General features: G+C 59.8%; 20 protein-coding genes. 6 read left to right on the forward strand and 14 right to left on the reverse strand.

The window, feature by feature from the left end:
• The first annotated feature begins 28 nt into the window (after positions 1–28).
• Complete coding sequence (locus ACOQOY_RS17355; RefSeq protein WP_420586601.1) at positions 29–1,612, forward strand: bifunctional metallophosphatase/5'-nucleotidase; 1,584 nt, start codon at positions 29–31, stop codon at positions 1,610–1,612.
• A gap of 56 nt (positions 1,613–1,668) precedes the next feature.
• Here the strand turns inward: ACOQOY_RS17355 and ACOQOY_RS17360 are convergent, their stop codons facing one another.
• Positions 1,669–3,324, reverse strand: coding sequence for a tetratricopeptide repeat-containing sulfotransferase family protein (locus tag ACOQOY_RS17360; protein WP_420586602.1), 1,656 nt, complete (start codon positions 3,322–3,324; stop codon positions 1,669–1,671).
• A gap of 55 nt (positions 3,325–3,379) precedes the next feature.
• On the opposite strand from ACOQOY_RS17360, the gene ACOQOY_RS17365 reads away from it, so the two are divergent.
• Both ACOQOY_RS17365 and mnmH read left to right on the forward strand, forming a co-directional pair.
• A complete protein-coding gene (locus ACOQOY_RS17365; RefSeq protein WP_420586603.1) occupies positions 3,380–4,045 on the forward strand; it encodes an SOS response-associated peptidase in 666 nt (221 codons plus the stop codon).
• A 41-nt stretch (positions 4,046–4,086) separates the two neighbouring features.
• Positions 4,087–5,139: a tRNA 2-selenouridine(34) synthase MnmH gene (mnmH, locus tag ACOQOY_RS17370; protein WP_420586604.1), complete on the forward strand. Its 1,053-nt coding sequence runs from the start codon at positions 4,087–4,089 to the stop codon at positions 5,137–5,139.
• Here mnmH and selD read toward each other — a convergent pair.
• The 7 genes from selD to ACOQOY_RS17405 are packed head-to-tail and all read right to left on the reverse strand — an operon-like array spanning position 5,130 to position 13,216.
• On the reverse strand, positions 5,130–7,289 hold the full coding sequence (gene selD, locus ACOQOY_RS17375; protein WP_420586605.1) for a selenide, water dikinase SelD: 2,160 nt from the start codon (positions 7,287–7,289) through the stop codon (positions 5,130–5,132). The two genes, mnmH and selD, sit on opposite strands and share 10 nt — an antisense overlap.
• A gap of 5 nt (positions 7,290–7,294) precedes the next feature.
• Positions 7,295–7,681 carry a Na+/H+ antiporter subunit G gene (locus ACOQOY_RS17380; protein ID WP_420586606.1) on the reverse strand — a complete coding sequence of 129 codons (387 nt, stop codon included), beginning with the start codon at positions 7,679–7,681 and terminating at the stop codon, positions 7,295–7,297.
• Between the two features lie 7 nt (positions 7,682–7,688).
• Complete coding sequence (locus ACOQOY_RS17385) at positions 7,689–7,958, reverse strand: K+/H+ antiporter subunit F (protein WP_058282485.1); 270 nt, start codon at positions 7,956–7,958, stop codon at positions 7,689–7,691.
• On the reverse strand, positions 7,955–8,452 hold the full coding sequence (locus ACOQOY_RS17390; protein WP_420587266.1) for a Na+/H+ antiporter subunit E: 498 nt from the start codon (positions 8,450–8,452) through the stop codon (positions 7,955–7,957). The genes ACOQOY_RS17385 and ACOQOY_RS17390 overlap by 4 nt, the downstream gene beginning before the upstream one ends.
• Positions 8,452–9,993, reverse strand: a complete 1,542-nt coding sequence (locus tag ACOQOY_RS17395) for a monovalent cation/H+ antiporter subunit D (protein WP_420586607.1) — start codon at positions 9,991–9,993, stop codon at positions 8,452–8,454. Before ACOQOY_RS17395 ends, ACOQOY_RS17390 begins: the two co-directional genes overlap by 1 nt.
• On the reverse strand, positions 9,990–10,349 hold the full coding sequence (locus tag ACOQOY_RS17400; protein ID WP_420586608.1) for a Na+/H+ antiporter subunit C: 360 nt from the start codon (positions 10,347–10,349) through the stop codon (positions 9,990–9,992). Before ACOQOY_RS17400 ends, ACOQOY_RS17395 begins: the two co-directional genes overlap by 4 nt.
• Positions 10,349–13,216 carry a monovalent cation/H+ antiporter subunit A gene (locus ACOQOY_RS17405; RefSeq protein WP_420586609.1) on the reverse strand — a complete coding sequence of 956 codons (2,868 nt, stop codon included), beginning with the start codon at positions 13,214–13,216 and terminating at the stop codon, positions 10,349–10,351. The genes ACOQOY_RS17400 and ACOQOY_RS17405 overlap by 1 nt, the downstream gene beginning before the upstream one ends.
• A gap of 213 nt (positions 13,217–13,429) precedes the next feature.
• Between ACOQOY_RS17405 and ACOQOY_RS17410 the strand changes: the two genes are divergently transcribed.
• The 3 genes from ACOQOY_RS17410 (at position 13,430) to ACOQOY_RS17420 (ending at position 16,350) form a co-directional block, all read left to right on the forward strand.
• Complete coding sequence (locus tag ACOQOY_RS17410; protein WP_420586610.1) at positions 13,430–14,023, forward strand: rhodanese-like domain-containing protein; 594 nt, start codon at positions 13,430–13,432, stop codon at positions 14,021–14,023.
• Positions 14,024–14,054: 31 nt separating this feature from the next.
• Entirely contained in the window at positions 14,055–15,086 is a 1,032-nt protein-coding gene (locus tag ACOQOY_RS17415) for an IS110 family transposase (protein WP_420587267.1), read from the forward strand.
• 448 nt (positions 15,087–15,534) lie between these two features.
• On the forward strand, positions 15,535–16,350 hold the full coding sequence (locus ACOQOY_RS17420) for an alpha/beta hydrolase family esterase (protein WP_420586611.1): 816 nt from the start codon (positions 15,535–15,537) through the stop codon (positions 16,348–16,350).
• On the opposite strand, the gene mdoH is transcribed toward ACOQOY_RS17420, so the two are convergent.
• The 6 genes from mdoH to ACOQOY_RS17450 all read right to left on the reverse strand — a co-directional run bounded on the left by mdoH (position 16,351) and on the right by ACOQOY_RS17450 (position 25,305).
• The gene (gene mdoH / locus ACOQOY_RS17425; protein WP_420586612.1) at positions 16,351–18,219 is read right to left on the reverse strand and encodes a glucans biosynthesis glucosyltransferase MdoH; all 1,869 of its coding nucleotides are present in this window, start codon (positions 18,217–18,219) and stop codon (positions 16,351–16,353) included.
• Positions 18,216–19,715 carry a glucan biosynthesis protein gene (locus ACOQOY_RS17430; protein WP_420586613.1) on the reverse strand — a complete coding sequence of 500 codons (1,500 nt, stop codon included), beginning with the start codon at positions 19,713–19,715 and terminating at the stop codon, positions 18,216–18,218. The genes mdoH and ACOQOY_RS17430 overlap by 4 nt, the downstream gene beginning before the upstream one ends.
• Positions 19,712–20,929, reverse strand: coding sequence for an OpgC family protein (locus ACOQOY_RS17435; RefSeq protein ID WP_420586614.1), 1,218 nt, complete (start codon positions 20,927–20,929; stop codon positions 19,712–19,714). The genes ACOQOY_RS17430 and ACOQOY_RS17435 overlap by 4 nt, the downstream gene beginning before the upstream one ends.
• Before the next feature lie 33 nt (positions 20,930–20,962).
• A complete protein-coding gene (locus ACOQOY_RS17440; RefSeq protein WP_420586615.1) occupies positions 20,963–22,333 on the reverse strand; it encodes a tetratricopeptide repeat protein in 1,371 nt (456 codons plus the stop codon).
• Between the two features lie 181 nt (positions 22,334–22,514).
• Positions 22,515–23,699: a CaiB/BaiF CoA transferase family protein gene (locus ACOQOY_RS17445; RefSeq protein ID WP_420586616.1), complete on the reverse strand. Its 1,185-nt coding sequence runs from the start codon at positions 23,697–23,699 to the stop codon at positions 22,515–22,517.
• Positions 23,686–25,305 (reverse strand): thiamine pyrophosphate-binding protein, encoded by a 1,620-nt coding sequence (locus tag ACOQOY_RS17450; RefSeq protein ID WP_420586617.1) that lies wholly within the window; start codon positions 25,303–25,305, stop codon positions 23,686–23,688. Before ACOQOY_RS17450 ends, ACOQOY_RS17445 begins: the two co-directional genes overlap by 14 nt.
• Positions 25,306–25,335: the final 30 nt, after the last annotated feature.

Here is a 25,335-nt window from a genome sequence, read left to right on the forward strand (position 1 = left end):
GCGCCAATCAATTATAAGGAGTATGAAGATGTTGACCCGTTTTCTGGCGTCAGTGGCGGTGTTGGGCCTGACCGCAGGCATGGCTGCTGCCGAGTACAAGCTGACGATTCTGCATACAAACGACATTCACAGCCGCATCGAGTCGATCAACAAATATGACTCGACCTGCGACGCCGAGGATGAGGCCGAAGGCAAGTGTTTTGGCGGCGTTGCCCGATTGAAAACCATTGTCGATGCCAAGCGGGATGAGCTTGCCGATCAGAATTTCCTATTGCTGGACGCGGGTGACCCGTTCCAGGGTTCGCTGTTCTATACAACCTACAAAGGCGCAGCTGAGGCCGAGTTCATGGAGGCTATCGGTTATGACGCCATGGCGGTGGGCAACCATGAGTTCGACGATGGCCCCGAAGGGTTGGCTGCGTTCATTGACACCGTGAGCTTCCCGGTGATTTCGGGCAACCTCGATCTGTCCTCTTCGGCCGAGCTGAAGGGCAAGGTTGAGAACCATCTTGTGCTGGACGTGGGCGGGCAAAAGATCGGTATCGTTTCAGCGCTGGCCACGGATACAGTCGACACGTCGAGCCCCGGCAAGGATGTGGTGTTTCAGGATGAAATCGAAAGCCTGACCGCAGATGTCGAAGCGTTGCAAGCCGAGGGCGTCGATATCATCATCGCTCTGAACCATGTCGGTCTGGCTAAGGATATCGAGATCGCCGAGAATGTGCCGGGTCTGGATCTGGTGATCGGCGGGCATTCTCATACGCTGCTATCGAACACGCAGGAAAGTGCCGCGGGGTCCTACCCACTGATGGTCGGTGATGTGCCGGTGGTTCAGGCCTATGCCTACTCCAAGTATCTGGGCGAGGTGACGCTCACCTTTGATGACGACGGCAATCTGATCTCAGCCGAGGGTGAACCCATTCTGCTGGACGCATCGGTTGAACCCGACGCAGACATCGCCGCCCGTGTGGCCGAGATGGGTGCGCCGATTGAAGAGATGAAAAAGCGCGTCGTCGCCAACTCTGCCGCGGTCATCGAAGGGGATCGTAATGTTTGCCGGGTGCAGGAATGCGAGATGGGCAATCTGGTGGCTGACGCCATGCTGGCGCGGGTCGCCGATCAGGGCGCTCAGATCGCGATTGCGAACTCAGGCGGGTTGCGGGCCTCGATTGATCCGGGTGAGGTGACAATGGGTGAGGTGCTGACGGTGCTGCCGTTCCAGAACACTCTGTCCACCTTCGAGATCAGCGGTCAGGGCGTGATCGACGCGTTGGAAAACGGCGTCAGCCAGGTTGAAGAGATCAAAGGCCGCTTTCCGCAGGTCGCGGGCCTGACCTTTACCTGGGACCCGTCTGTTGCGCCGAACGAAGGCCGCATCACCGAGGTCATGGTGGCCGAAGGTGACGGGTTCGTTCCGATTGATCCGTCGGCCACTTATCTGGTTGTGACCAACAACTATGTTCGCAATGGCGGTGACGGCTACAGCATGTTCGAAGGCGATGACAAAAACGCCTACGACTATGGCCCTGATCTGGCGGATGTGACGGCGGAGTATCTGGCCGCGAACGCGCCGTATCAGCCTTATGTGGATGGCCGCATCAAGCAGAAATAAGTCTGTGCTACAGAAAAGAAAAAGGCCGCATCCCCGGATGCGGCCTTTTTCTAACCCTATTGGGTGAAATCATACTCCGGCCAAAGCGCCGGATCGAAGCCGTCCAGCATCGGGCGCAGGTGCTCTGAGACGCTCTGCCAACCGCCAATCGACTTGGTTGAGATCTTGTTGCGCACCTGATCAATACTGGCCGTTCTGACCTGCTTGGTGTTTTCCTCGGGGTGCATCATGGTCTCGTTCCATTCAATTTCACAGAACGCGGCGACCTGTTTGCTGTAAGTCTCTGGATCGGCGACCAGCTTTTCGTAAGGCATTGTCAGGATTTTGTCGCCGAAAACCTCCTGCCAATGGGCCATGTACTGACGATACATGTTGGCTGAATGCGCAATTGAGTCCAGGTTCGAGGCATAGCGCATGCCCCCCGCCGGAAAGCGCCTGATCCATTTCGACAGACCAACATCGCGCGGGTCCCGCAGCATGTTGATGACTTTGGCATTCGGGAAGGCCGCTAATAGGAATCCCACGCGCTGAAAGTTGTGTGGCATCTTGTCAACAAATGCGGTCGAGCCGTCGGGGATCGGCGGCATCTGCTCGCGGAATTCCCGCGCGAATTTCGACGCGTCGGCCGCAGTGAACGCGGTTTTTCCATCCTCGAAGTCACGCGACAGGTCTGCACCCAACATCAGTTCTCCGCACCCGGCAATACCGGGGACGGAACTGAGCATCATCTCCATCAACGTGGTGCCCGAACGCGGCTGCCCAAGAACAAAGATCGGCACGGGTGTGTCGCTATGATCGGCGGTCTGGAGCTCTGAACCGACTGGGAACAGGCCGGTGATGTTGCGCAGTTTTTTCTCTTCTTCCGCAAAGTTGTACGGATTGCTGTCATGCTGAATCCGATTGGCCCGCGCAAATTGCGGCAGCGCCGCGTTCAGACCATCGGTCTTGGACATCAGATGCGCTTTGGCGAACTCGAGCTCCAGCAATTCGTTATCGTTTTTGTCGATAGCGGCCTCAACCGCGCCCATCAGCTTTGCTGCTTCGTCTTTGCTCACCATGGTCGATAATTGCAACAAAGCCGAAGCGTGTTCGGGGCTGTCCTCAAGAATGCGGTGCAGGATCTCAGTTGATCCTTTCTTGTCGCCGCTTTGATGCAGGCTGACCGATTTCTGGAAGGCGATCTTGATATCATCCGGCTTCAATTCGTAAGCCCGCGCAATATCGCGTGTGTTGTCCGCGTCAAATCCGATCTTGGCGTAGGCCCGTGCCCTTTTGGACAACAGATCGACATTGTCGGGATCGGTCGCCAGCTTGCTGGTCGCATGTTCGATGATCGACCGCCAAGAGGTACCCTTGAGGTGGATTTCATCCAGAACGCGATTAAGTTCCTTGTTGTTGGGAAACTGCTCCAGCTTGTGTTCAGTGTATTCCAGCGCTTTGGGAATCTGGCCAGTTTGCATCAGCGCGTTGGCCAGGTTTTCCACAAATTGCGGATCGTCCGGTTTCATCCGCGAGGCTTCGACAAAATGAGGGATCGACTTTTTATATTGCTTCAACTCGGTCAGGACAAACCCTGAGATGGCGTGAAAATCTGAATCCTTGGGGAACTTCTTGACACCCAGTTGCGCTTTTTTCAGCGCCTGTTGCAGTTTGCCCGCCTCCAGGGCCGCCACTGCCTTGTCTTTGAGGGCTTTCGCTGTTTGATTCTGCATGTGACCCCGGGACACCCTGTTCCTGTATGAAACGACTAATGATGGTTCATTACCCATGTGCGGACGGTTTGCAATAACCCTTCCTAACGACGCCATGGCGCAGCTGTTTTCAGCGCGCCCTGCGAATACGTTGCCGTCGGTGCCGAATTTCAACGTCTGTCCAACAAATCAGGTGCATGTCGTCCGGGCCGGAGAGGCCGGGCGCAGGCTGGACCCGTTGCGCTGGGGGTTTCTGCCCCACTGGTACAAGACCGAAACCGCCGGGCCGCTGCTGATCAACGCTCGGGCTGAAACACTGGCCGAAAAACCCGCCTTTCGCACCGCTTGCCGTGAACGGCGCTGCCTGATCGTTGCGACCGGGTTCTATGAATGGACCAAGACCGAACAAGGCACACGGCTGCCGTGGTACATTCACCGCAAGGATGGTGCGCCGATTGCCTTTGCCGGGGTCTGGCAGGACTGGGGCGCTGAAGAGGCCCGTCAAGGCACCTGCGCCATCGTGACAACGGTCGCCAATCGAAACCTCAGTGCCATACACCACAGAATGCCGTTGATACTTGAGCCGGAGGACTGGCCGCTCTGGTTAGGCGAGGCGGGCAAGAGAGCTGCCCGTTTGATGCAGCCCGGAGCCGACGGGGTGTTAGAGTATCACCGCGTCGATCCGGCGGTGAACTCCAACCGGGCCAGCGGGCCTGACCTGATCGAACCTGTCGAGGCGTGAGGGGGCTTTTCATGCCGCCTTGCGCGGGATAGATCATTGACATGGCTTTGAAATTCACTGACCTGCCCAGCCTGTATGCGCATGATTTCGACACTGTGATCGACGTGCGCAGTCCTGCGGAATATGCCGAGGACCATTTGCCTGGCGCCATCAACCTGCCGGTTCTGAATAATGACGAGAGGGCCGAGGTCGGCACGATCTACGTTCAGCAAAGCCCGTTTTTGGCTCGTAAACTGGGCGCGGCGCTGGTGTTCCGCAATGCCGCCAATCATATCGAACACCGCCTGTCGCATCACGAAGGTGGGTGGAAGCCGCTGGTCTATTGCTGGCGCGGGGGGCAGAGGTCGGGGTCGTTCACCTGGATGCTGCAACAGATCGGCTGGCGGGCTGAGGTGGTCGAGGGCGGCTATCGCACGTACCGTCGTCTGGTGAACCGTTTCCTCTATGACGATCCCTTGCCGCATCGTTTACTTGCGTTGGATGGCTACACAGGAACGGCAAAAACTGAATTGCTGGCGCATCTGAAAGGGCGCGGCGTTCAGGTACTGGATTTTGAAGGGCTGGCCAATCACCGCGGGTCGCTGTTGGGTGAGATGCCGGATGGGCAACCCAGTCAGAAAGCGTTCGAGTCCGCTCTGGCTGCCGAGCTGTGCAAGCTGGACCCGGCACGCCCGGTGGTCGTCGAGGCAGAGTCGTCCAAGATCGGTTCACTGATCCTGCCGCCAACTCTCTGGTCTGCATTATGCGCCGCGCCTCGTATTCAAATATCGGCCTCTATCGAGGCGCGGACGGCCTATCTGGTGACGGCTTATGACGATATCCTGTCTGACGCGGATCGGTTGCGGGACCGGTTGTCGCCCTTGCGCGCGCATCGGGGTCACGAAGTGGTGGATGGCTGGCTCGCTTTGGTTGATGCCGGAGACAAACCGGCACTGACGCGAGCGTTGATGGAGCAGCACTATGACCCGTCATACGCCAAATCCCGTCGTGCGCGCGCTGCAGACGTCATTGCCCGGATTGAGGCACCTACTTTGGACGACGCGGGCTTGAGCAAGGCTGCGGCACAGATCGAGCAAGTTCTGGATCAGCTTTGAAGGCGCAGGCCCCGTGTGTCAGTGATCTGTCCTATGATCACTGCCGGGTAGCCTACATGGCGCAGCGTCTCACACAATCCCTGCGCCTGATTGGCCGGGACGGCGGCCAGCAACCCTCCGGCGGTTTGCGGGTCGAACAGCAGGTCGGCCTTGTCGCCTGTCGGAAGGTCCGGTGCGAGGGAACGATTTTCGTCGAAAATCGTGGAGCGCACCGCCCGGGTGCTCAACTCTCTCGCGCCAGACATCAGTGGGATGGCGTCCAGATCGAGAGTTGCGCCGCAGTCGGAGGCCTCGCACATACCCATCAGGTGTCCGGCAAGGCCAAAGCCGGTCACGTCGGTCATGGCATGTGCCTCGGCCAGTATCCGCGATGCCTCACCCTGAGGTTGGGTCATCTGGCGCAAGGCGTCGGCAACCCAATGCCCCTCGGCCTGACCAGCCATTTCGGCCGCCATCAGCACTCCACTGCCCAGAGGCTTCGTCAGGATCAGGGTATCGCCAGGACGTGCGCCAGACAGCGTGATCGGATCGCGGTCGCACAGGCCCGTAAGCGTGAAACCTATCGTCATTTCATCGCCCATCGAGCTATGGCCGCCGACGATCTCGGCCCCCGCCTCGCGGATAACCTCGCTCGCGGTGGCCATGATCTCAGCCAGCGTACGATGCTGCAATGTGGGGGACATGCGCGGCAGGATGATCGTGGCAGTCGCCGCCTGCGGGCTGGCACCCATGGCCCAGATATCCCCCAAGGCGTGAACGGCAGCGATGCGCGTCATCATTACCGGGTCATCGGTGACTCCGCGCAGGTGGTCCGACGTCATCACCTGCCGTAGGCCGCCGGTCATCAGCAGAGCGGCATCATCACCGGGCAGAGGCGTAACATCGGCGCGCTTCGGCGCAGGCATATCCGTAAGGGCGGCTTGCAAAGCACCGCGCCCGACCTTGGCTCCGCAGCCGCCGCACATGGGCTTTTCGCCCAACGCTTCCTGCAAGCCAGCGGTGTGATGGCGGGGCAGGGCCGGAGCCCTCATGTGCGGCAAGTCGCGAAACTTGTTCATGAAACTCTGGTCGATGTGGTTTTTCCATTTCCACATCAACGGCCCGCTGAACGAAGTGCCAAGCCGCTCGGCCAGTGCAGATTTTTCACCCAGTGAGATCAGCTTCAGATAGTCATTCTGTGGCTGGTACACCCGCATACGTCCTGCGCCCATCGCAGCGCGCAGGTTATCGAACAGAACAGGGGCTTCACGCACAGCATAGACTCCGGCCTTTGGGCGCGGGTTGTCGGCCAGATGCGCGCAATCCCCGGCGGCAAATATCGCCGGTTCGCTGGATTGCAGATGCCCGTTCACACGAATGTAACCGTCGTGCAGGTCCAGCCCGGTTTGGGCGATCCAATCATAGGGGCGGGCTCCGGCGGCCCCGGTTACGAAAGTGGCTGGGATCTGGCGCCCATCTTCAAGAGCAACGTGATCCTTTTCGATGCAGGCGATGGACGCCTGTTCGATCAGGTTCACACCCAGATCGGTCATTGCCTGCCTGATGGTCGCCGCAGCCTTTGCGCCCGTCGCGGTCAGGGCCTGAGCGCTGTCGATGAGCGTCAGTTGCGCCGCACGGCCTTTGCTGCGCAGGGCGTGGGCCATCGCCATCACTACCTCAACCCCGGCAACACCACCACCGATCACCGCGACCGAGGCGGGGCCGGAACCGTCCAGATACTTGGCCCAACTAGAAGCAAATGGCCCCAACGGCTTGGCCGGAACCGCGTGTTCGACAAAGCCGGGCAGGGCGGGCATGTCGGACGTGATCCCCACGTTCACCGATGCGATGTCGAAGGCCACTGGTGGGCGGCCTGGAACATGAACCTGACGGCGGTCCGGGTCGATCCCCTCAACCGGGCCAAGAATGACGCGCGCGCCCGCAAAACGGGCCAGACGGACAAGATCAATATCCAACTCGGCGCGGTCGTAATGCCCGGCGACAAAGCCGGGCAGCATACCGGAATAAGGCGCGGTGGGGCCGGGATTGATGACCGTCACCCGCGCGCCGGGCAGTGGGTTCATGCCCCATTTCCGCAGCACCAGCGCGTGGGTATGTCCTCCGCCAATCAGAACCAGATCACGGGTCAGGGGCAGCGGAGGGTGGTGCATGGAACTCAGGTCTTGCTGTGGTCTGGAACGTCTTCGACCTGCTCGACCGCGTGCGTGGCCCAAAGCTCATCTTCGCCCGCGTCCGGCAGATCGCTGGGTTTTTCATGACGGTGAATGTGCCATTTGGCAATGAACAGAGCCGTGATCGGCGCTGTCAGGAACAGGAACAGGGTGATCAGAAGCTCATGCAGCGACAGTTTGCCCTCGAGCAAAACCGAATGGGCAATCGACGCCAGCAACACGCCACCCACGCCCAGCGTGGTCGCCTTAGTGGGTGCGTGCAGGCGCGACATCGGGTCCTTCAGCTTGATCATGCCATAAGAGCCGACAAAGCCGAAGATGCCCGAGACGATCAGAAAGAAGGCGATCAGCAGTTCAATCAGGAATGTCATGCCGCCCTCACTCGATGATGTTGCCGCGCAGCATGAAGCGCGCATAGGCCACGGTTGAGACAAAGCCGAGCATGGCGATGATCATGGCGGCCTCGAAGAAAATCTCGGTCCCCAGCGCCAGTCCATACAGGATCATCAGCGCGATGGTATTTATCACCATCGTATCCAGCGCCAGAACGCGGGTGCCGACACCCTCGGCTGAGATGATCCGATACAGGCACAGCATGATGGCCGCTCCGAAACAGGCGAAGGCAAACCAGATCGCAATTTCGATCATTCGAAAATCTCCTTCAGACGGCGCTCATAACGTTGCTTGATCTGATCGCGTACGGCATCCCTGTCGGGGGCGTCCAGGCAGTGAACTAAAAGGTTGTGCCCTTGTGCTGACAGATCGCAGCTTACCGTGCCGGGGGTCATGGTGATGGTGCCTGCCAGCACAGTGATCGCTTCGGGCGTGCGCAGTTCCAGCGGAACGCAGACAAAACCGGGCTGGCGGTCGGCGTCGCGTTTGAACAGGATGATCCGCGCGACGGTGATGTTTGCAATCACGATATCCCACAGCACGACGAGCATATATTCGACCACCATCGGCCAATTGCGCAGTTTGGGGCGGTCGGGCCAGTAGGGTTGCGTGATGAACGGAATGATAATTCCCAAAAGCAGGCCAAAGACCAGCGAGTTCAGTGATCCGTTATTGGCCAACAGAACCCAAACCACCGTCAGCAGGAAGGTCAGGTGAGGGTGCGGGAATATCCGGTGCAGAAGTTTTATCATTCCTCTCCTCCCAGTACGGCCGAGATATAGTCGTCGGGTGTGAACAACTGTTCGGCCGTTTTGTCAGCGTAGGTCAGGGCAGGGCCTGCGAACAGAGTCAGCATCACAAGGCCAAGAACCGCGCCGAAGACGGCGGTAAAGGCCAGCCCCGGATACGGTTCGGGCGCGGGCAAGGCGGGGGCTTCGTCGTCGCCATCCGTAGGGGGCGGGTTGTGCTCTGCGTCGTGGCTTTTCCAGAAGATCAGCGTACCGGCGCGTGCCAGTCCAACGATCGTGACGAAAGAGCCAATCAGGATCACAGCCCAGATCGCATTTGCATCCGGGGCGTCACGGGCCGCGTCCAGCACCAGCAGCTTGCCGATAAAGCCCGACAACGGCGGCATGCCCGCCAGCGCGATGGCACCAACAAAGAACAGAGCCGAGATCAGTCCGCTTTGCGGCATAGGCGCTGTGGGGGCGATGGCACCGCCCCGACGTTCCATCACCAGATCGGCCACAAGGAACAGCAGCGCGGTCGCAAGGGTCGAGTGGAAGATATAGTAGAGCGCCGCCGCCGTTGCGGTTTCTGTAAACAGCGAAATAGCGATCAGCAGCGTCCCCATCGAAGCGATGGCACAAAACGCCACCATCCGGGCGATGTGCTGTGTCCCGAGGATGCCGATGGCCCCGACGGCCAGCGTCACCAGCGCGGCGGGTTGCAGCCAGTCGCCGATAAGGCCCTGCGTGGCCTCAACCTCGGGGCCGAAGCCCAGCGTATACATCCGCAGGATCGAATAGGCCCCAACCTTGGTCATGATCGCAAACAGCGCAGCCACGGGTAGCGGCGCGTTGGCATAGCTTGCGGGCAGCCAGAAATGCAGCGGCAGAACGGCGGCCTTGATACAGAACACCAGCAACAGCAGCACCGCCCCTACACGCAACAGCGCAGTGTCGTCGGCAGGCAATTCCGCAACGCGCACCGCCATATCCGCCATGTTCAGCGTGCCGGTCACGGCATAGAGCGTACCCAGCGCAAACAGGAACAGGGTTGAGCCGATCAGGTTATAGGCCACGTACTGCACCCCGGCCTTGAGCCGCACAGAACCACCTCCGTGAGTCATCAGACCGTAGGATGCGATCAGCAGTACTTCGAAGAACACGAACAGGTTGAATGCGTCGCCTGTCAGAAACGCTCCGCACACGCCCATAAGCTGGAAATGCAGCAGCGCGTGGAAATGTTTCCCCCGTTCATCCCAGCCCGACGCAATGGCGTAAAGCACAATGGGCAGGGCAAGCAGCGCCGTTAGAAGCACCATCATCGCAGACAAACGGTCCAGAACCATGACAATGCCAAATGGGGCGGGCCAGTTGCCCAGCTCATATACCTGAATATCGCCGCCCGACGCTTGCGCGGTGATTGTCAAGGCGATGCCCAACAGACCCACCACTCCTGCGACCGAGAAGATGCGTTGCAGGTCCAGATGGTATCGCAGGACCATGATGATGAACGGGGCCAGGATCGCGGGCAGGACGATCGGCGCTACGATCCAATGGTTCATGCGTCTTCTCCTGCGCCGTCCACGCTGTCCTGCGGGGTCATGTCAATGTGGTCATCTTTCGAGGACAGATAGGCCGACAGGGCAACCATCACGATCACCGCCGTCATCCCGAATGAGATCACAATGGCCGTCAGCACCAGCGCCTGCGGTAGGGGGTCGGTATAAGCGACCTCTTCGTATTTGTTCAGAACGGCGGGCGCATCCAGCGCCAGCCGCCCGGTGGCGAACAGGAACACGTTCACCGCGTATGTGATCAGCGACAGGCCCAGAATGACCGGGAATGTGCGGCGACGCAGGATCAGGAAAATCCCGGCGGCGGTCATGATGCCTACGGCTGAGGCTACGAGCGCTTCCATCAGGCCTGCTCCTTCTCTTCGTCTTCTTTGAGGTCGTCCCGCAGCGGGTTAATATCCATCGGGAATTCCTGCGCCATACCCGGCTGCCACGCAAACCGTGACAAGCTGTCCAGCGCCAGCATCACAGCACCCAGAACGGCAAGGAAAACTCCGGTGTCAAACAGGATCGCCGTGGCCCATTCGAACTCTTCCAGCGGGGGCCAATTGATGTAACCGAAGTCACTGGTCAGGAACGGGCGTTCGTTGAACCACGCGCCCAGACCGGTGGCCGCAGCGATCAGAACTCCCCAGCCGATGGTGCCGTGGTAGTAGAACCTCTGTCGTTCAATGGCCCATGTGTACCCACTGGCCATATATTGCATCAGGAACGCAATCGCGACGACCAGACCGGCAATGAAGCCACCGCCCGGCTGGTTGTGACCGCGGAAGAAGATATAGGCACCGACCATCAAGGCAATCGGCATCATCACGCGGGTCGCGACCACCATCATCAGTGGATGTGAATCCCCCGATTGCGGCCAATGTGGTTTACGGTTCAGCAGATAGCCACGGACATCGGTGCCCAGAACGGTTTCAGTCAGGGCAAAGATGATCAGGGCGGCGATACCCAGAACAATGATCTCGCCGAAGGTATCAAAGCCTCGGAAGTCCACGAGGATCACGTTCACGACGTTGGTGCCGCCGCCGCCTTTGTACGAGTTCGCCAGATGGAATTCCGAGATCGTCGGGAAGGCAAAGTCACGCAGCATCAGCGCATAGATCAGCGCTCCGGTACCAAGGCCAGCCACGACCGAGATCGCCGCGTCGCGCCAGCGCCGCGCGGCGCTGCTGTCCCATGGGGTATCCGTGGGCAGGAAGTTCAGCGACAACAGCAGCAGGATCATCGTCACCACCTCAACCGAAATCTGCGTCAGCGCCAGATCCGGGGCCGAGAGGTAGTTGAACGCCATCGAGACGATCAGGCCAACGACACCAATTAGCACCAGCGAGAGCAAGCGGTTGCGGTGGAACCACATGATCGCCAGCGTCGCGCCCACAAGGCAAATCCAACCGATGAAGGGGATGATCTGAATGGGCAGAGGCTCTCGTGTCACCGGACCAATCGTGCCGGTTGTGAAAGCGTAGTAACCAAGCCCCACAGTGAAGGCGACGAGGATGATCGCATAGCGGCTGATCACGCCATTATGCAGCGTATCGGTGATCCAGCGGCTCAGCACGGTCAGAACACCAATCACGGCTTCGAAGATCACTTTGGCCTCGGGACGGGGCAGGGCATTCCACAACTGTTCACCCCGGCGGTGCAGGGCCAGCAGGAACAGGCCTCCCAGCGTTGCCACAACCGACATGTACAGCGCGGGCGTGAGGCCATGCCAGAGTTTCAGCGAGTAGTAGGGTAGCTTTTCTCCGCCAATCACCGCGCTGGCAACCACCGCGACCAAAGGTCCGACAATCGCCGCCGAGTAGAGGCCGATCAGCACTACGAGCACCACCAGGAAGGCCGGGGCCAGCCACAGACCCACAGGCGGGTCATGTGGGTGATGCGGATAATCCTCGCGCTGCGGGCCAAGGAAAACATGGCTGATGAAGCGGAAGGAATACGCCGCCGAGAACAGCGCCGCCAACAGCGCCAGACCCGGCACCAGATAATGCGAGTTCAGCCATGTTGTATGAACTGTCTCCTCGAGCATCATTTCTTTGGACAGGAAACCGTTCAGAGGCGGCAGGCCCGCCATGGACAGGGCCGCAATGGTGCCGATTGTAAAGGTGATTGGCATCAGGTGGCGCAGACCACCCAGACGTTTGATGTCGCGGGTTCCGGTCTCGTGATCCACGATCCCGGCGGTCATAAACAGTGCAGCCTTGAAAGTTGCGTGGTTGATGATGTGGAACACCGCAGCCACGGCTGCGAACTTGGTGCCAAAGCCCAGCAGCATCGTCACAAGGCCCAGATGCGAGACAGTCGAAAACGCCAGCAGTGCCTTCAGGTCGTCCTTGAACAGGGCAATGCAGGCGCCAATCAGCATCGTCACCAGACCGGTGGTTGCGACGATATAGAACCACGCATCGGTCCCTGCCAGAACCGGCCACATCCGCGCCATCAGGAACAGACCGGCCTTCACCATCGTCGCCGAGTGCAGATAGGCTGAAACCGGCGTTGGCGCGGCCATCGCGTGTGGCAGCCAGAAGTGGAACGGGAACTGTGCAGACTTGGTGAAAGCGCCCAGCAGGATCAGGATCAGTGCGGGCATGTAATAGGGTGACGTTTGGATCAGCTCTTTGTTTTGCAGAATGACACTTAGGTCATAAGAGCCAACAATATTGCCAAGGATCAGCATCCCCGCGATCATCGCCAACCCGCCGCCACCGGTCACGGCTAGAGCCATGCGCGCGCCCTGACGGCCCTCGGGTAGGTGTTTCCAATAGCCGATCAGCAAGAATGAGCTTAGCGACGTAAGCTCCCAGAAAATCAGCAGAAGAAGGATATTGTCGGACAGAACGATCCCGACCATTGCGCCCTGAAACAGCAGCAGATACGTATAGAACTGCCCCATCGGATCCTCGCGCGACAGGTAGAACCGTGCGTAGAGGATGATCAGCAAGCCGATCCCAAGGATCAGAAGGGCAAACAGAAACCCAAGACCGTCCAGCATGAAATTCGCGTTCAGGCCGAGCGCCGGTATCCACTCGAACCGCGCGGTGATGACGTCTCCGCGCATAACGGACGGGATGTGGATCAGCAGCCCCATCAGGGCCAGAAAGGTGGTCAGCCCGGCGGCCGATGCTGCTGCGTTTCGTCCTGCCCGGATCAGAAGGGCTGGAAAAACAGCTCCGAGGAAGGGAAGGGCCGCGATGAGGAATAGGGACAAGTGCGATACTCCGGTCTGGGCGGTCAAAAGTAGTCCCAATTTTGTAAGGATAATTTTCTGACTGTCCAGCTATTGCAAGATTTTCACGCAGTTCTAAGGCTGATGTTTTGGCTGCGAAAAAATGACGCGAACTTGATCCGTGCGCCGGAATTCGGCGCAGCGCTAATGTCTGAGCTGTGATAAAAGCGTCGCGTCAGGTTAGGAGAGGGCCGGATGGCAGATAAGCTGAAACGGACCCGGAGATGGGTTTTGCTGGGCGCAGGCGCAGCCGTGGTCGGTGGCTTTGCCGTTCGCGAGTATCGCCTGATTCCACCCGTTTACGCGGGGGGTCAGCTCAACGCTGAAGAAGCGCACCGACAAGCGCTCTCCGGCGATATCCTTCTGGTCGATATTCGCACGCCACGGGAATGGCAGGCCACTGGCATTGGCGAAGGGGCACAACCGCTGGATATGCGCCGCGATGACTTTGAACAGGTGCTGGCACAGCTATTGGATGGGGACAAGAATGCGCCGGTCGCGCTGATCTGTGCGCGCGGGGTTCGCTCGGCCCGCCTGAGCAACCGGTTGACCGAGGCCGGGTTCACCAACATCTTCGACGTGCCTGAGGGCATGTTGGGGTCGGCTGCCGGTCCGGGATGGGTACGTTCCGACTTGCCGGTTCGACGCAGTGAAGATACCGTAATGGCCCCGGCGCGAATCACGAACGTTTCGCTTGTTGCAGACGTGGAGATGCGGTGTCGTTGCCCCAGACACGCGAGGCGTGTCCGTCTCCACGGGATCATCCCCGAGGGGCGTCCCAGCAACTGAATACGAACAGGAGCAACGACGTGAGTGTTTTATCGGAGTAGACGTGTCCTTGGCAAGCTCGGCCATTTGCATTCTTGGCGAAGGCGGCAAAATCATCAAAGAGGCCAAGATAGACAGCGAACCGGCTGCGTTTGTCGCCTTCATGCAGAACCTGCCCTACGAGATCACCGGGATCGGCATGGAGGCCGGTCCGCTGTCGCAGTGGCTGCACAAGGCTCTGGCCGATGCGGGGTTCCAGGTTGTGCTGATGGAAACCCACAGGGTGAAGAAGGCGCTGTCCGCCATGCCCATTAAGACCGACAGGAGGGACGCCGAGGGGATCGCGCACTTGCTCCAGCTCGGCTGGTTCAGTGCGGTGCATTGCAAGTCGGTCACCGCCCAGGAGACGCGCGCGGTTCTGACTGGGCGCAACGCACTGAAAAAAGCGCTCATTGCCATGGAACTCTCCATGCGTGGGATCCTGCGCAACTTTGGATTGAAGATGGGGCAGATCTCCAAGAAGGGCTATGAAGAACGGGTCCGGGAATTGATCGACGGCAATGACATGCTGAAGCAGATGGCGTTGCCGATCCTGGCGGCGCGGGCAGAACTGCGCAAGCAACTGGCTGTCTTTGAGCGGCAGGTACGCAGCATGGCCATGAAGGACCCGGTATGCCGCAAGCTGATGACCATGCCGGGGGTCGGGCCGGTTGTCGCACTGACCTACCGGGCGGCGATTGATGATCCGACCCGGTTCCGCAGATCGAAGGATATCGGCCCGTGGGTCGGACTGACGCCCAGTCGGGAAGAGTCCGGCGAGCGCTCTGTTGTAGGGGCAATCTCCAAGACTGGGGATGTCGGTTTGCGCTGCGCACTTTTCCAAGCGGCGAATAGCATGCTGAACTGCGGAAGCGAGAACTGGTTGAAAACCTGGGCGCAGCAACTCGCTGAGAAGTGCGGCAACAGACGGAAGGCTAAGGTCGCGTTGGCGCGGCGGATCGGCGTGGTCCTGCACCGCATGTGGATGGACAACACCGACTTCCGGTCCATTCGTGAAGAGGCGATGGCGCTGCGCGCTGCCTGAGAAACCGAGGCAATACACGATGAACGTAACACGAGCAAAAGGAGCAAACGGCGACGCCTGAAAGCGTCTGCCCAGCGGCGTCCCCAACCGGGACGCGGTCCCCGATGATGCACGAGACCCCCTGGTCGCCAGCCCTTGCAGGGTTGAGCACGTAGTGAAGATAGGCACTCGGGACTGCACTGGACAAAGTATCAAGTCGGCAACCACAGCAACGGCGTTGTGCGTTGACCACGAACGGAAGGCAGAGCCTGGTGGAGACATATCAGTTGCGCGGAACAGCACAGACGAAAGCCAAGCATGATGAACATAATCTTCTGAGAACCAGGGCCATGACACCTGTGTGCTCTGCATATGACCGACCCCGCGAAAACCAAATCGGTCTCGCGGCGCGCCCGGTTGCCAATGTAGCGCTTGACACGGAGAGGGCCATTACGGAAGGGGGAACGGAATGATCCGTGAAATGACCTTGGCGGCAGGATTCGCTTTGGTGGGGCCTGTGGCAATGGCTGCCTGTGCCGATCAGGAAGGCATGTGCGAGACCGCTTCGGGCGGCTACCACATCGAACTTCCCGAAGCTGAGAACCCGCCGCTGGTAGTGTTCCTGCATGGCTACGGCGGTTCAGCCACTGGCACGTTGAAGAACCGCAGCATGGTCGAGCCGTTGCTGGCGCGCGGCTATGCGGTCATGGCCCCCGAAGGATCCGAACGGAATGGCCGCCAAAGCTGGAACTTTTTTCCCGGATGGGAAGGGCGGGACGAACCCGCCTTTCTGACCGAGGCGGTTCAGGATGCCTCGGACCGGTTTGGCGTGGATTCGGACCGTGTTGTTTTAGGCGGTTTCTCGGCGGGCGCGTTTATGGTTTATTACCTCGCCTGCGCGGCGCCCGACACGTTCTCGGCCTATGTCCCAGTGTCCGGTGGGTTCTGGCGGCCTCACCCCGAGGCGTGCGACGGCCCGGTTCGGATGTTCCACACCCATGGCTGGACCGACAATGTGGTACCGCTGGAAGGGCGTATTCTGGGCGGTGGCCGGTTCCATCAGGGCGATATCTTTGCCGGTTTGGAAATCTGGCGTGTGGCCAATGAATGTGCCGACACCAAGCCCAGCGGCTTTTCCACCACAGGCCCGTTCATGCGCCGTTACTGGAGCGGATGCGCCGAAGGCAGCGCGCTGGAATTTGCGCTGTTTCCGGGCGGCCACAATGTCCCCAAAGGTTGGGCGGACATGATGGTGGATTGGTACGAGGGGTTGCCAGGCGGCTGATCATTCGGCTGGGGTCATCACGCCTTTACCCTCGATGACGCGCTTCAGCTCATTCCGGTGACGCCGGGCTGAACGGGTGATGGCGGGTTCCTGAAAGTCCTCTTTCATCCCCACCATGCGCCGTGCCGCACCTGCCGAGACACCGCTCAGCGCCGACAAAGGGATTGCCAGCGCAAGGCTGATGGCAATTGGGGCCAGCCAGATCGACACGAGGCCCGACAGGATACCGACGCTCAGCGCGATGCCGCTGATGGTTTCCAGCGTGTGGCACATGACCAGCGTCTTCAGGCCATAGGTGCCGCCGTCTCGCGCTTGCGGGGACCACCCCTTTTGAATGCCCAAAGCGGTGCGGAACACCGCAATCATCTGCTGAACCATCAGGATGGGTGCGTAAAGGATCGACAGAATAACCTCGGCCAGGAACGAGGTCAGAAACTTGATGCCGCCGCCGAAATCCGCGTAACGCACACCGCTGAGGGGCAGGGCCAGAACGCCCAGAACCTTGGGGGCCAGCAGCATTGCGTACATCACCAGAATGATCAGCACGTGCCGGGTTTCCGACATCTCGGGCCATTGCGGGAACAGCGGGTTATCAGGGCTGAAATAATGCAGAACGGATGCGTCCTCACCCTGACCGATCAGCGCCCACATCACCAGCAGCGCGAACCACAGCGGAGACATAAGGTACCCCACCGCTCCGTGGAACATATGGAACCGCGAAACGGCACGGAACCCGGTCGAGCCGAGCAGTTTCAGATGTTGCAGGTTGCCCTGACACCAGCGGCGGTCACGCAGGGCGTGGTCAATCAACGTGGGCGGAGTTTCTTCGTACGACCCACGAATGCGTGGCAGGAACCGCACGCCCCAACCTGCACGGCGCAGCAGACCAGCCTCGACGAAATCGTGGCTCATGATCAGCTTTTCCTGACCGTTAAAAGCGCGCAGCTTGGGCAGACCCGCGCTTGAGGCAAAGGCCCGCGTGCGGATGATGGCGTTGTGACCCCAATAGTTGCCTTCCTGACCGCACCACCGGGCCAGTCCCTCGGCAAAAGCGATGCCGTAGACGCCGTTGGCAAACTGCTGCATCCGGGCAAAGACAGATTGCGCCCCAATCAGTTGCGGATAGCTCTGGATCAGGCCCGCACCGGGGTCACGCGCCAGCGAATCCGTGAGGCGTGTGATGGCGCGGCCGGTCATCAGGCTGTCGGCATCCAGCACCAGCATCGCATCCCAGTCGGCACCCCAACGGCTGACCCAATCGGCGATGTTGCCAACTTTGCGGTCGGTGTTTTCTTCGCGGCGGCGGTAGTAGAGTTCCAGACCGGGGGCGAGCGTGGTCCGCAGCGCCTCGATACTGGCCTGCTCCTGCGCCGCGATCTCGGGGTCACGGGTGTCGGACAGGATGAACATCGCATAGTGATGCTGACCGCCCCGCGCCTGCAGGTCCTCAAGCATCGAGCGGGCATTGCCCAGAACGTTCCACGGCACTTCGTTGTAGACCGGCATCAGCAAGGCCACGCGCAGCGGCTGTGGACGCCCCTCGCGTTTGGGGGCTTCCTGCCGTGACAGGGAAACCATGCCCAGTAGCACGGTGCAGACCGTGAAAGAAATCCAGAAGAAGTTGAATGAGATCAGCCCCAGCAGGATCGCCTCGATCAGATTGATCCCTTCCGCGCCGAACCAGTCGGTCATCACCCACAGCAGGCCCAGCGTGGCCGCCATAGCGGGCGAGAACGCCAAAGCGCGCCAAAACCCGGCCGAGGGACGCGTGCCACCCGGCACCTGCGCATCGCGGAACCCTGCGCTGAAATCCTGCGCGGGCATGGCCAGAGGCGCCTCGGGCGGCATGATATGAAGATCCCGGTTCATGCGGTCCAACGGTAAAGCCAGACCTCAGAGGCTGGCTGCTTGTCCTTCAGCAACTGCGCGCGCAGTTCCACGTGATTGCGCTCGCCCGGTTGGAACGAAAACGCCAGCCGCAGGCCGCCGGTATCGGGGTTGCGTTGCAATACGCCGTCTGATGTTTCGGCATGGGGCGAGTTTACAAATATGGTCATCGCCTCAGGGTCGTCGAATAGGTCTGAGGCTTCAAAGTCGATGACGGCCAGACGCCCCTCACCAAAGGTGTTGTCACCCATCGCCGTGTTGATCACACGCGGCATCGGGGTGCGCTGCGGTTCCTCGCCCCAGATCAGGCGGTAAGACAGATCGACCTGACTGCCGGCTGCATAAGGCTCAGCCGGGCGCCAATAGGCGACGATATTGTCATAGATTTCCTGATCCGCCGGAATTTCAACCAGTGTTACGGTGCCTTTGCCCCAATCGCCATTGGGTTCGACCCATAGGCCGGGGCGTTTGTGGTAATTCGCCTCAAGATCGGCGTAGTCCGAAAATTCCCGTTTCCGCTGCATCAGGCCAAAGCCGCGCGGGTTCATGTCAACGAAAGAAGAAATCTGCAATCGGGTCGGGTTCGCCAGCGGTCGCCACAGAACCTCTCCGGCACCGTTGCGGATCAACAGGCCGTCGCTGTCATGCACGGCGGGTCGGAAATCGTCGAACCGGCTGTGGTTGGTCTGATCGAACAGGAACATTGATGTGCCGGGCGCGATGCCCACATGCGGCAGTTCCTCGCGCGGGAACAGTGTCGCCTCGATATCCATCACACAATCCGCACCGGCGGTGACGTTGAATTTGTACGCGCCGGTTACACTGGGGCTGTCCATCAGCGCGTGGACGACCATGTCGCGCTGGCCGGGTTTGGGCCGTTCCAGCCAAAAGCGGATGAACTCGGGGAATTCCTCGCCATCCGGATCTCCGGTCTTGAGGGCCAGACCACGAGCGGACAGACCATAAACCTCATGCAAACCAATGGCGCGGAAATAGCTCGCACCCTGCCAGACGCAGAACTCGTCGGTCTCACCGGGGCGGTGCATCTCGGTGCGCAGGCGCAGACCCGAGAAACCCAGCGTGTCGTCGATGGGCAGTTGTGGCACGTCCTCGGATTTGTCGAACATCGACAGATCGAAGGCGACCGGTTTGGCCATGCCGTCCTCGACCGTTGCCACTTTCACAGTGCGCGGGAAGTACAGGCCGGGTGTGAAGAAATCGACGTTAAAGGGGGTCTCGGTCTCAAACCACAGGGCGCGGTCCAGGCGGAACCGGATCGAGCGGTATTGCTGATAGGTCAGGTCCTGCCATTCCTGCGGCACCATCTCACGTTCGGCGTACGGGCGGCTGGCCAGATCACGGGCCAGCGCAATCACGTCGTTGCGGTCGAACGGGGTTTCCCCGCCTGTGGCAAAGGTGGCCGGAGCGAAGGCAAGCGCCGAGGTTGAGGCCAGAAATGCGCGACGTGTGAAATTCATTTTTTCGACTTCCAGGGTTGTGACTTGAACCAGCCGGCCAGATAGGCCACGCCGATGATCATCGCAAAGCCAATCATGTTGGCGACGAACACACTGGCAACATCCCGCCCACTCAGGTCCAGTCCGACGCCGATAAGCCGTGCTGCTGCCATGGAAAATACGAACACTGCCAGCGATTGCTGTCCGACCTTGGTGATCACGGTCAGCAGGAATTGCCAGACTTTGGCCGCAGCACCCTGACCAGTGGCAATCAGGCGGTGGCCATGCTCACCCGCGACGACCCAGCCCAGGTAGGCCAGCGAGAGAAAGTGCAGGTAACGGAACAGGCCAAAATCGGTCTTGTTGCGGAACTCTGCCGTCAGCGGCCAGACCTTGCGGATTTCGGCCGCCAGATCGGGCGCTGCCGCGTTGATCCATGTGAACACTTTCCACGACCCGAACGGCATCGAGAAAATCAGGAACAGCGCCGCTGCCCAGATCAGCGTTTTCGAAACCGGAGGGGCCGGAATCCAGCCGCGCATAAACGCAAAGCCGGTAAAGAACAGAAGTTGCCAGCCGAACGGGTTAAAGAACCACTGGCGGTCTGACCACGGCTCAGCCGGAAGGTCCAGGTAGTCGAATTGCGCCACCAGCCAAATCAGGACCGAGGTCAGCGCAACCGCCCAGAACCCGATCCGTGACAGGCCCATGAACAGCGGCATCATCGCCAGAACCACCAGATACATCGGTAGGATGTCAAAGTAGTTGGGCACATAGGTCAGCGTGAACAGGCCAACGATCTGCGGTGCGGGATCGTTGAAAAAGTGCTGGAGGTTCAGCGAAGAAATATATGTTTTCTGGAACAAACCCGTCTGATCCAGCGCCGCCATCGACATGGCGACAAAGAAGAACAGACAGATATGCGCCCAGTAGACCTGCCAGATACGGAAGGAGACACGGGCCGTGCCCATCCACCAGCCTTTGCGCGCGAATGCGCCGCCAAAGGCGATGGCCGAAGCCATGCCCGAACAGAAAACGAAGATTTCAGTTGCGTCCGAAAAGCCGAACCGCGCGGGAATCCATTTGGCCCAGGGATCGTTCGGAATATGCGCGATCAGAATGATGAACATCGCGATACCGCGATAGAAATCCAATCGCGGGTCGCGCACGCGGGCAGGGGCGGCCGCCGAGGCCGCCACAGGCGCAAAATCAGAAGCGGGCGATACAGTCGCCATACGTTTTCTGTCCTTCTTTGGTCTTTTGTTTTGTTATTCAGCCGGAACGCTTTGTGCGTCTCCGTTGTCGCGGGCCGCGTCAATCAATGCGCGGCGCGCCAGAGCGTAATTGTCCTCGCCCCCGGCTCGTTTTGCGCGCCGGTCGTCCAGAATGCGCTCAACCGCATCCAGACGGCCTGCGCGCAGGCCGGAATCAATTGTGATGCGCTCGAATACATCACGTTGGGCGTGGCTTCCACCTGCCAGTTGCATGCCTGCTCGTGCGTTCGACAAAAAGTCGAAGGCTTCGCCGTAAAGGCCTTCGCCAAAAGCTTCAAGCCCTTTGGCCGCTGCAACACCCGGATCGGACATGCGGATCGGGGTGTCACCTTGATTACGCTGCGCATCCTTTTGGATACGCTGCAACATTTTGTTGGTCGCGTCGCCGCGGTTGTCGCCGGTCAGGGCCAGCAGATAATGTAGATCGGCAAAGATCAGGCAACCATCCTCGGTCCGCGCAGCGCTGAGGTCAGCCAGTTCTTCCCAGCGGTTGCCGACATTGACGCCTTCCAGCTCAAGCCGCGACAGCAGCGAGGTCGCGTTCGAGATGTCGCGGTAGTCGTCGGTTTTATCCTGACGGATGTAGTTGTCATAAAGCTCCATCACCTGATCGACTTGTCCCAGATCGAGGTGCATCAGCGCTTTGTGCCACCAGACGTGATAACGGAAGTTGTTACAGTGGGTCCACGCATCCTCGCGCCCGGCCAACCAGTCCAGACCCAGTTGCGCGTTGCCCGTCATCTCGTGCACGTGGGCAACCGCATGCAGGCCCCATGCGTCGTCCGAGACCATCCACAGCGCCTGCCGACCGGCAATCTCGGCCTTTTCATAGGCACCGGTTTCCTCCAGCGCGAAAGAGTGGCAGCCCAGCAGATAGCCACGGCCTGCGTGGTCGGGCTCATAGGCAGGCATCACCCGCTCAATCGAGCGGCGCATGCCGGCCGCATCACCCAGCACGAACCGGGTGGCGTGGCTGAGTTTCATAGCCAGCGTGTCTTCGGGATGGCTGCGCAGGATTTCCTCGAATTTTTGGATCGCTTGCGAGGGCAGATCGGCCAGATACATTTCCAGCGCCTGTACATACAGCTTTTCACGGGTCGAGACCGGCTGCCGCTCCATTGCGGCATTGGCCGTCGCCAGCGCATCGACCGCGACGGCGATCATCTCACGCCGTCCCAGCAGGACCATGAACAGACCTTTGATCGCATGACCCAGCGCAAAATCGGGCTCAAGCTCTAGCACTTTGCCCAGATGTTGCGGGGTGCTGGCCGAGTGCGCCATGAACCCAAGCAGAACACCGTTCCACGCCTCGACGCCCGCCGGATGGCTGAGGGTGTTCATCTGTCCGAAAACATCTTGTTTCATGCGTGTGGTCCGATCCGATTACAAATTTCTACATTATTCGATGTAGCAGAGACTTCGGCGGCGTCGTATCAGTATCGCCGCTGCTCTCGAATTGGTGAAAGGCTGTGTGTGTAAAACGTGAAAAAAACCGCCGATTCAACGGCATGTTTCAGCAACATGCCGCCGAATTGGGCACAGTGTTTCAATCTTCGAATGGGTTTTCCGCGTTCAGAACGGCCTGAGTGTCCGCCCCGAATTCGGGCGGAGCGCTGCGATAGGTGACCGGAGTGCGCGACAGTTTCAGAGGATTCCCGATCAGTTTCACCTCTCCGGGCGCCGCCTGCATGTCGATCTGCATCTGCCGTGCGGCGACCTGATCTGAGGCGAAAACCTGATCCAGCGTCCGCACCGGACCAACCGGCACTTTGCGTTCTTCAAGCCCGGCAATCACCGTGGCCGTGTCGAGGGACCGCATGGCCGGGCGCAGTACCTCGTTCAGCGCGTCGCGATGTTCTAGACGCGCCGGGTTAGTGGCAAAGCGCGGGTCCTCAGCCAGTTCGGGATGGTTGATGAACGCGCAATAGCGGCGGAACTGACCGTCATTGCCAACGGCCAGAATGACATGGCCATCTGCGGTCTCGTAAACCTCATAAGGCACGATGTTCGGATGCCCGTTACCACGACGCTGCGGCACCTTGCCAGATGTCAGGTAATTTACACCCTCATTGATCAGCCACGCGATCTGCGCATCGACCAGGGCCAGATCAATCTGCTGGCCTTCGCCGGTCAGGTCCCGGTGGCGCAGCGCGGCCAGAATCCCGACCGAGGCATACATGCCGCACATGACATCGGCGATGCCGACGCCAACCTTCATCGGCGCGCCCTCAGCTTCGCCGGTCAGCGACATAATCCCGCCATACCCTTGCGCCATCAGATCATAGCCGGGTTTCGAGGAATTCGGCCCGGTCTGGCCATAGCCCGAGATCGAGCAATAAACGAGGCCGGGAAATTCCTGCGACAGGCTTGCATAATCCAACCCGTATTTTGCCAAACCGCCGGGTTTGAAATTCTCGATCAGGATATCCGCGTGCGAGGCCAGCCGCTTGATTTCGGCCTGACCTTCCGGCGTTGCGATGTCAATGGCCACGGATTTTTTGTTGCGGTTCGTCGACATGAAATAGGCGCTCAGGTCTGATCGGTTACCCTCAGCATCTTCGACGTAAGGAGGGCCCCATTGCCGCGTGTCATCGCCCCCGGTGGCCGGGTTTTCGATCTTGATGACGGTGGCCCCCAAATCACCCAACAATTGCGTACAGGTTGGCCCGGCCAGAATACGCGAAAGGTCCAGAACTTTGACGTCCTTCAGCGGTCCTTCAGATGCGGCCATCATATCCTCCACGCTCGATTTCTGCGGCGATGACGGTAAAGCGGTCGGCCTTGACAGCCTGCTCCAACGCCGACCGCAGTTCTGCGCGGTTTCGAACGGTATGTCCATAGCCCCCAAAGGCTTGCCCCATGGCGGCAAAGTCGTGACGGTCGAAATCCACGCCCATGTTACCCATCTGACGTTGGCGCTGTTTCAGCTCGATCAGGGCGAGGCTGGCGTCGACAAAGACCAGAAAGATCGGGTTGCCACCCAATTCGGCAGCAGTTGACAGCTCTCCGGCGACCATCAGGAACCCGGCATCGCCGGAAAAGCTGATGACGGGGCGGTCCGGTTCGGCCAGTTTCAAACCGATGGCCATCGGCACCGCGCAACCCATCGTACAAAGCGCCGAGGATTGAATTAACCCGCGTTCTTCGTGGCAATCCCACATCTGGCTCAGCAGAATGCGGTGCGCGCCGCTATCGGCGGTAGCGAGTGTTTCAGGAGGCAGGGCAGAACGGGTTTCGGCGATGATAGCCGCCGGTCCCCATTCGTCGTCTTTCGGGAAAGCCTGCGCCAGTGTGGCTTTGACCTTGGCAGGTTCACCGCCCGGCCAGGTCGCGCGCGCGGGGTTGCCCTTGGCGATGGCCTCTAGCGTTGCGCCGGTATGGGCAACCAAATTCAGGCCCGCTTGATGCATATAGTGATCATTGACCACAGCCGAGATGTCGATGACGCGCTTTTCTTCGGGATCCCAGATCTCGCGCCAGCCGGGGCGCATTTCGATCGGGTCGTAACCCAGACACAGAACCAGATCGGATTGCTCGACCAGCGGCACCAGATGTTTGTCGGCCAGCGGAGACAACCCCGCGCCGCCAAGGCATAGGGGGTGATCTTCGGGTACCACGCCCTTGGCTTTGTAAGTAGTGACGAACGGAATGTTAAAATGCTCTAGAAACGCCTGCACGACGTTCCGCGAGTCATCGTAGAGCACATCCAGACCCACAATCGCGATGGGTCGTTCCGCCTCGGTCACCCAACGGCGGGCCTTTTCGACGCAATTCCCTTCGGGCGCGACGGCGGCGGGTTTGGTCAGGCGGCGGCGTTTGACACCAGATACGCGCGTATCCGCGACCGAGATCGGCACGTCGATATGAACCGGACCGGGGCGCGGCTGGTTGGCCAGAGATACAGCCTTGTCAGCGACAATATCTGCGCCTTGCGCCGTCAGGGTAAAGGTACCCTTGGTGATCGAGCGATAAACCTGCGCATGATCCATGACCTGATGGGTGTAGGTCAGCGCCTCGTCGGCATCGACGCAACCGGTCAGTACGATCATCGGCACGCGGTCCTGCAAGGCGTTTGCAACCACGTTGATCCCGTTCATCGCGCCGGGACCAAGAGTTGCGACCAGAATCGCAGGCGCGCCGTCGCGGTGATGCACTGCCTCAGCCATAAAACCGGCGGCGTTTTCATGTTTACACAGGTGGAACGTGATCCCGGCCTGTTCCAGCGCATCTACCAGCGTCAGAACCTCACCGCCCGGCATACCAAAGGCGTGGCGGCACCCGGCCTCATAGAGTCGTTGCGCCAGAAGGTCAGCCGCGCGTAAGGGGAGGTCCTGCATCATCATGCTCCGAAATTTTTGTTGCACAGG

The sequence above is a fragment of the Ruegeria sp. genome (assembly GCF_965221235.1).
Taxonomy (GTDB): domain Bacteria; phylum Pseudomonadota; class Alphaproteobacteria; order Rhodobacterales; family Rhodobacteraceae; genus Ruegeria.

Bases quoted from the DNA above. Each gene is read 5' to 3' on its own strand.
- ACOQOY_RS17355 (WP_420586601.1), top strand. From the start codon at position 29: ATGTTGACCCGTTTTCTGGCGTCAGTGGCGGTGTTGGGCCTGACCGCA.
- ACOQOY_RS17360 (WP_420586602.1), bottom strand. From the start codon at position 3,324: ATGCAGAATCAAACAGCGAAAGCCCTCAAAGACAAGGCAGTGGCGGCC.
- ACOQOY_RS17365 (WP_420586603.1), top strand. From the start codon at position 3,380: ATGTGCGGACGGTTTGCAATAACCCTTCCTAACGACGCCATGGCGCAG.
- mnmH (WP_420586604.1), top strand. From the start codon at position 4,087: ATGGCTTTGAAATTCACTGACCTGCCCAGCCTGTATGCGCATGATTTC.
- selD (WP_420586605.1), bottom strand. From the start codon at position 7,289: ATGCACCACCCTCCGCTGCCCCTGACCCGTGATCTGGTTCTGATTGGC.
- ACOQOY_RS17380 (WP_420586606.1), bottom strand. From the start codon at position 7,681: ATGACATTCCTGATTGAACTGCTGATCGCCTTCTTTCTGATCGTCTCG.
- ACOQOY_RS17385 (WP_058282485.1), bottom strand. From the start codon at position 7,958: ATGATCGAAATTGCGATCTGGTTTGCCTTCGCCTGTTTCGGAGCGGCC.
- ACOQOY_RS17395 (WP_420586607.1), bottom strand. From the start codon at position 9,993: ATGAACCATTGGATCGTAGCGCCGATCGTCCTGCCCGCGATCCTGGCC.
- ACOQOY_RS17400 (WP_420586608.1), bottom strand. From the start codon at position 10,349: ATGGAAGCGCTCGTAGCCTCAGCCGTAGGCATCATGACCGCCGCCGGG.
- ACOQOY_RS17410 (WP_420586610.1), top strand. From the start codon at position 13,430: ATGGCAGATAAGCTGAAACGGACCCGGAGATGGGTTTTGCTGGGCGCA.
- ACOQOY_RS17420 (WP_420586611.1), top strand. From the start codon at position 15,535: ATGATCCGTGAAATGACCTTGGCGGCAGGATTCGCTTTGGTGGGGCCT.
- mdoH (WP_420586612.1), bottom strand. From the start codon at position 18,219: ATGAACCGGGATCTTCATATCATGCCGCCCGAGGCGCCTCTGGCCATG.
- ACOQOY_RS17430 (WP_420586613.1), bottom strand. From the start codon at position 19,715: ATGAATTTCACACGTCGCGCATTTCTGGCCTCAACCTCGGCGCTTGCC.
- ACOQOY_RS17435 (WP_420586614.1), bottom strand. From the start codon at position 20,929: ATGGCGACTGTATCGCCCGCTTCTGATTTTGCGCCTGTGGCGGCCTCG.
- ACOQOY_RS17440 (WP_420586615.1), bottom strand. From the start codon at position 22,333: ATGAAACAAGATGTTTTCGGACAGATGAACACCCTCAGCCATCCGGCG.
- ACOQOY_RS17445 (WP_420586616.1), bottom strand. From the start codon at position 23,699: ATGGCCGCATCTGAAGGACCGCTGAAGGACGTCAAAGTTCTGGACCTT.
- ACOQOY_RS17450 (WP_420586617.1), bottom strand. From the start codon at position 25,305: ATGCAGGACCTCCCCTTACGCGCGGCTGACCTTCTGGCGCAACGACTC.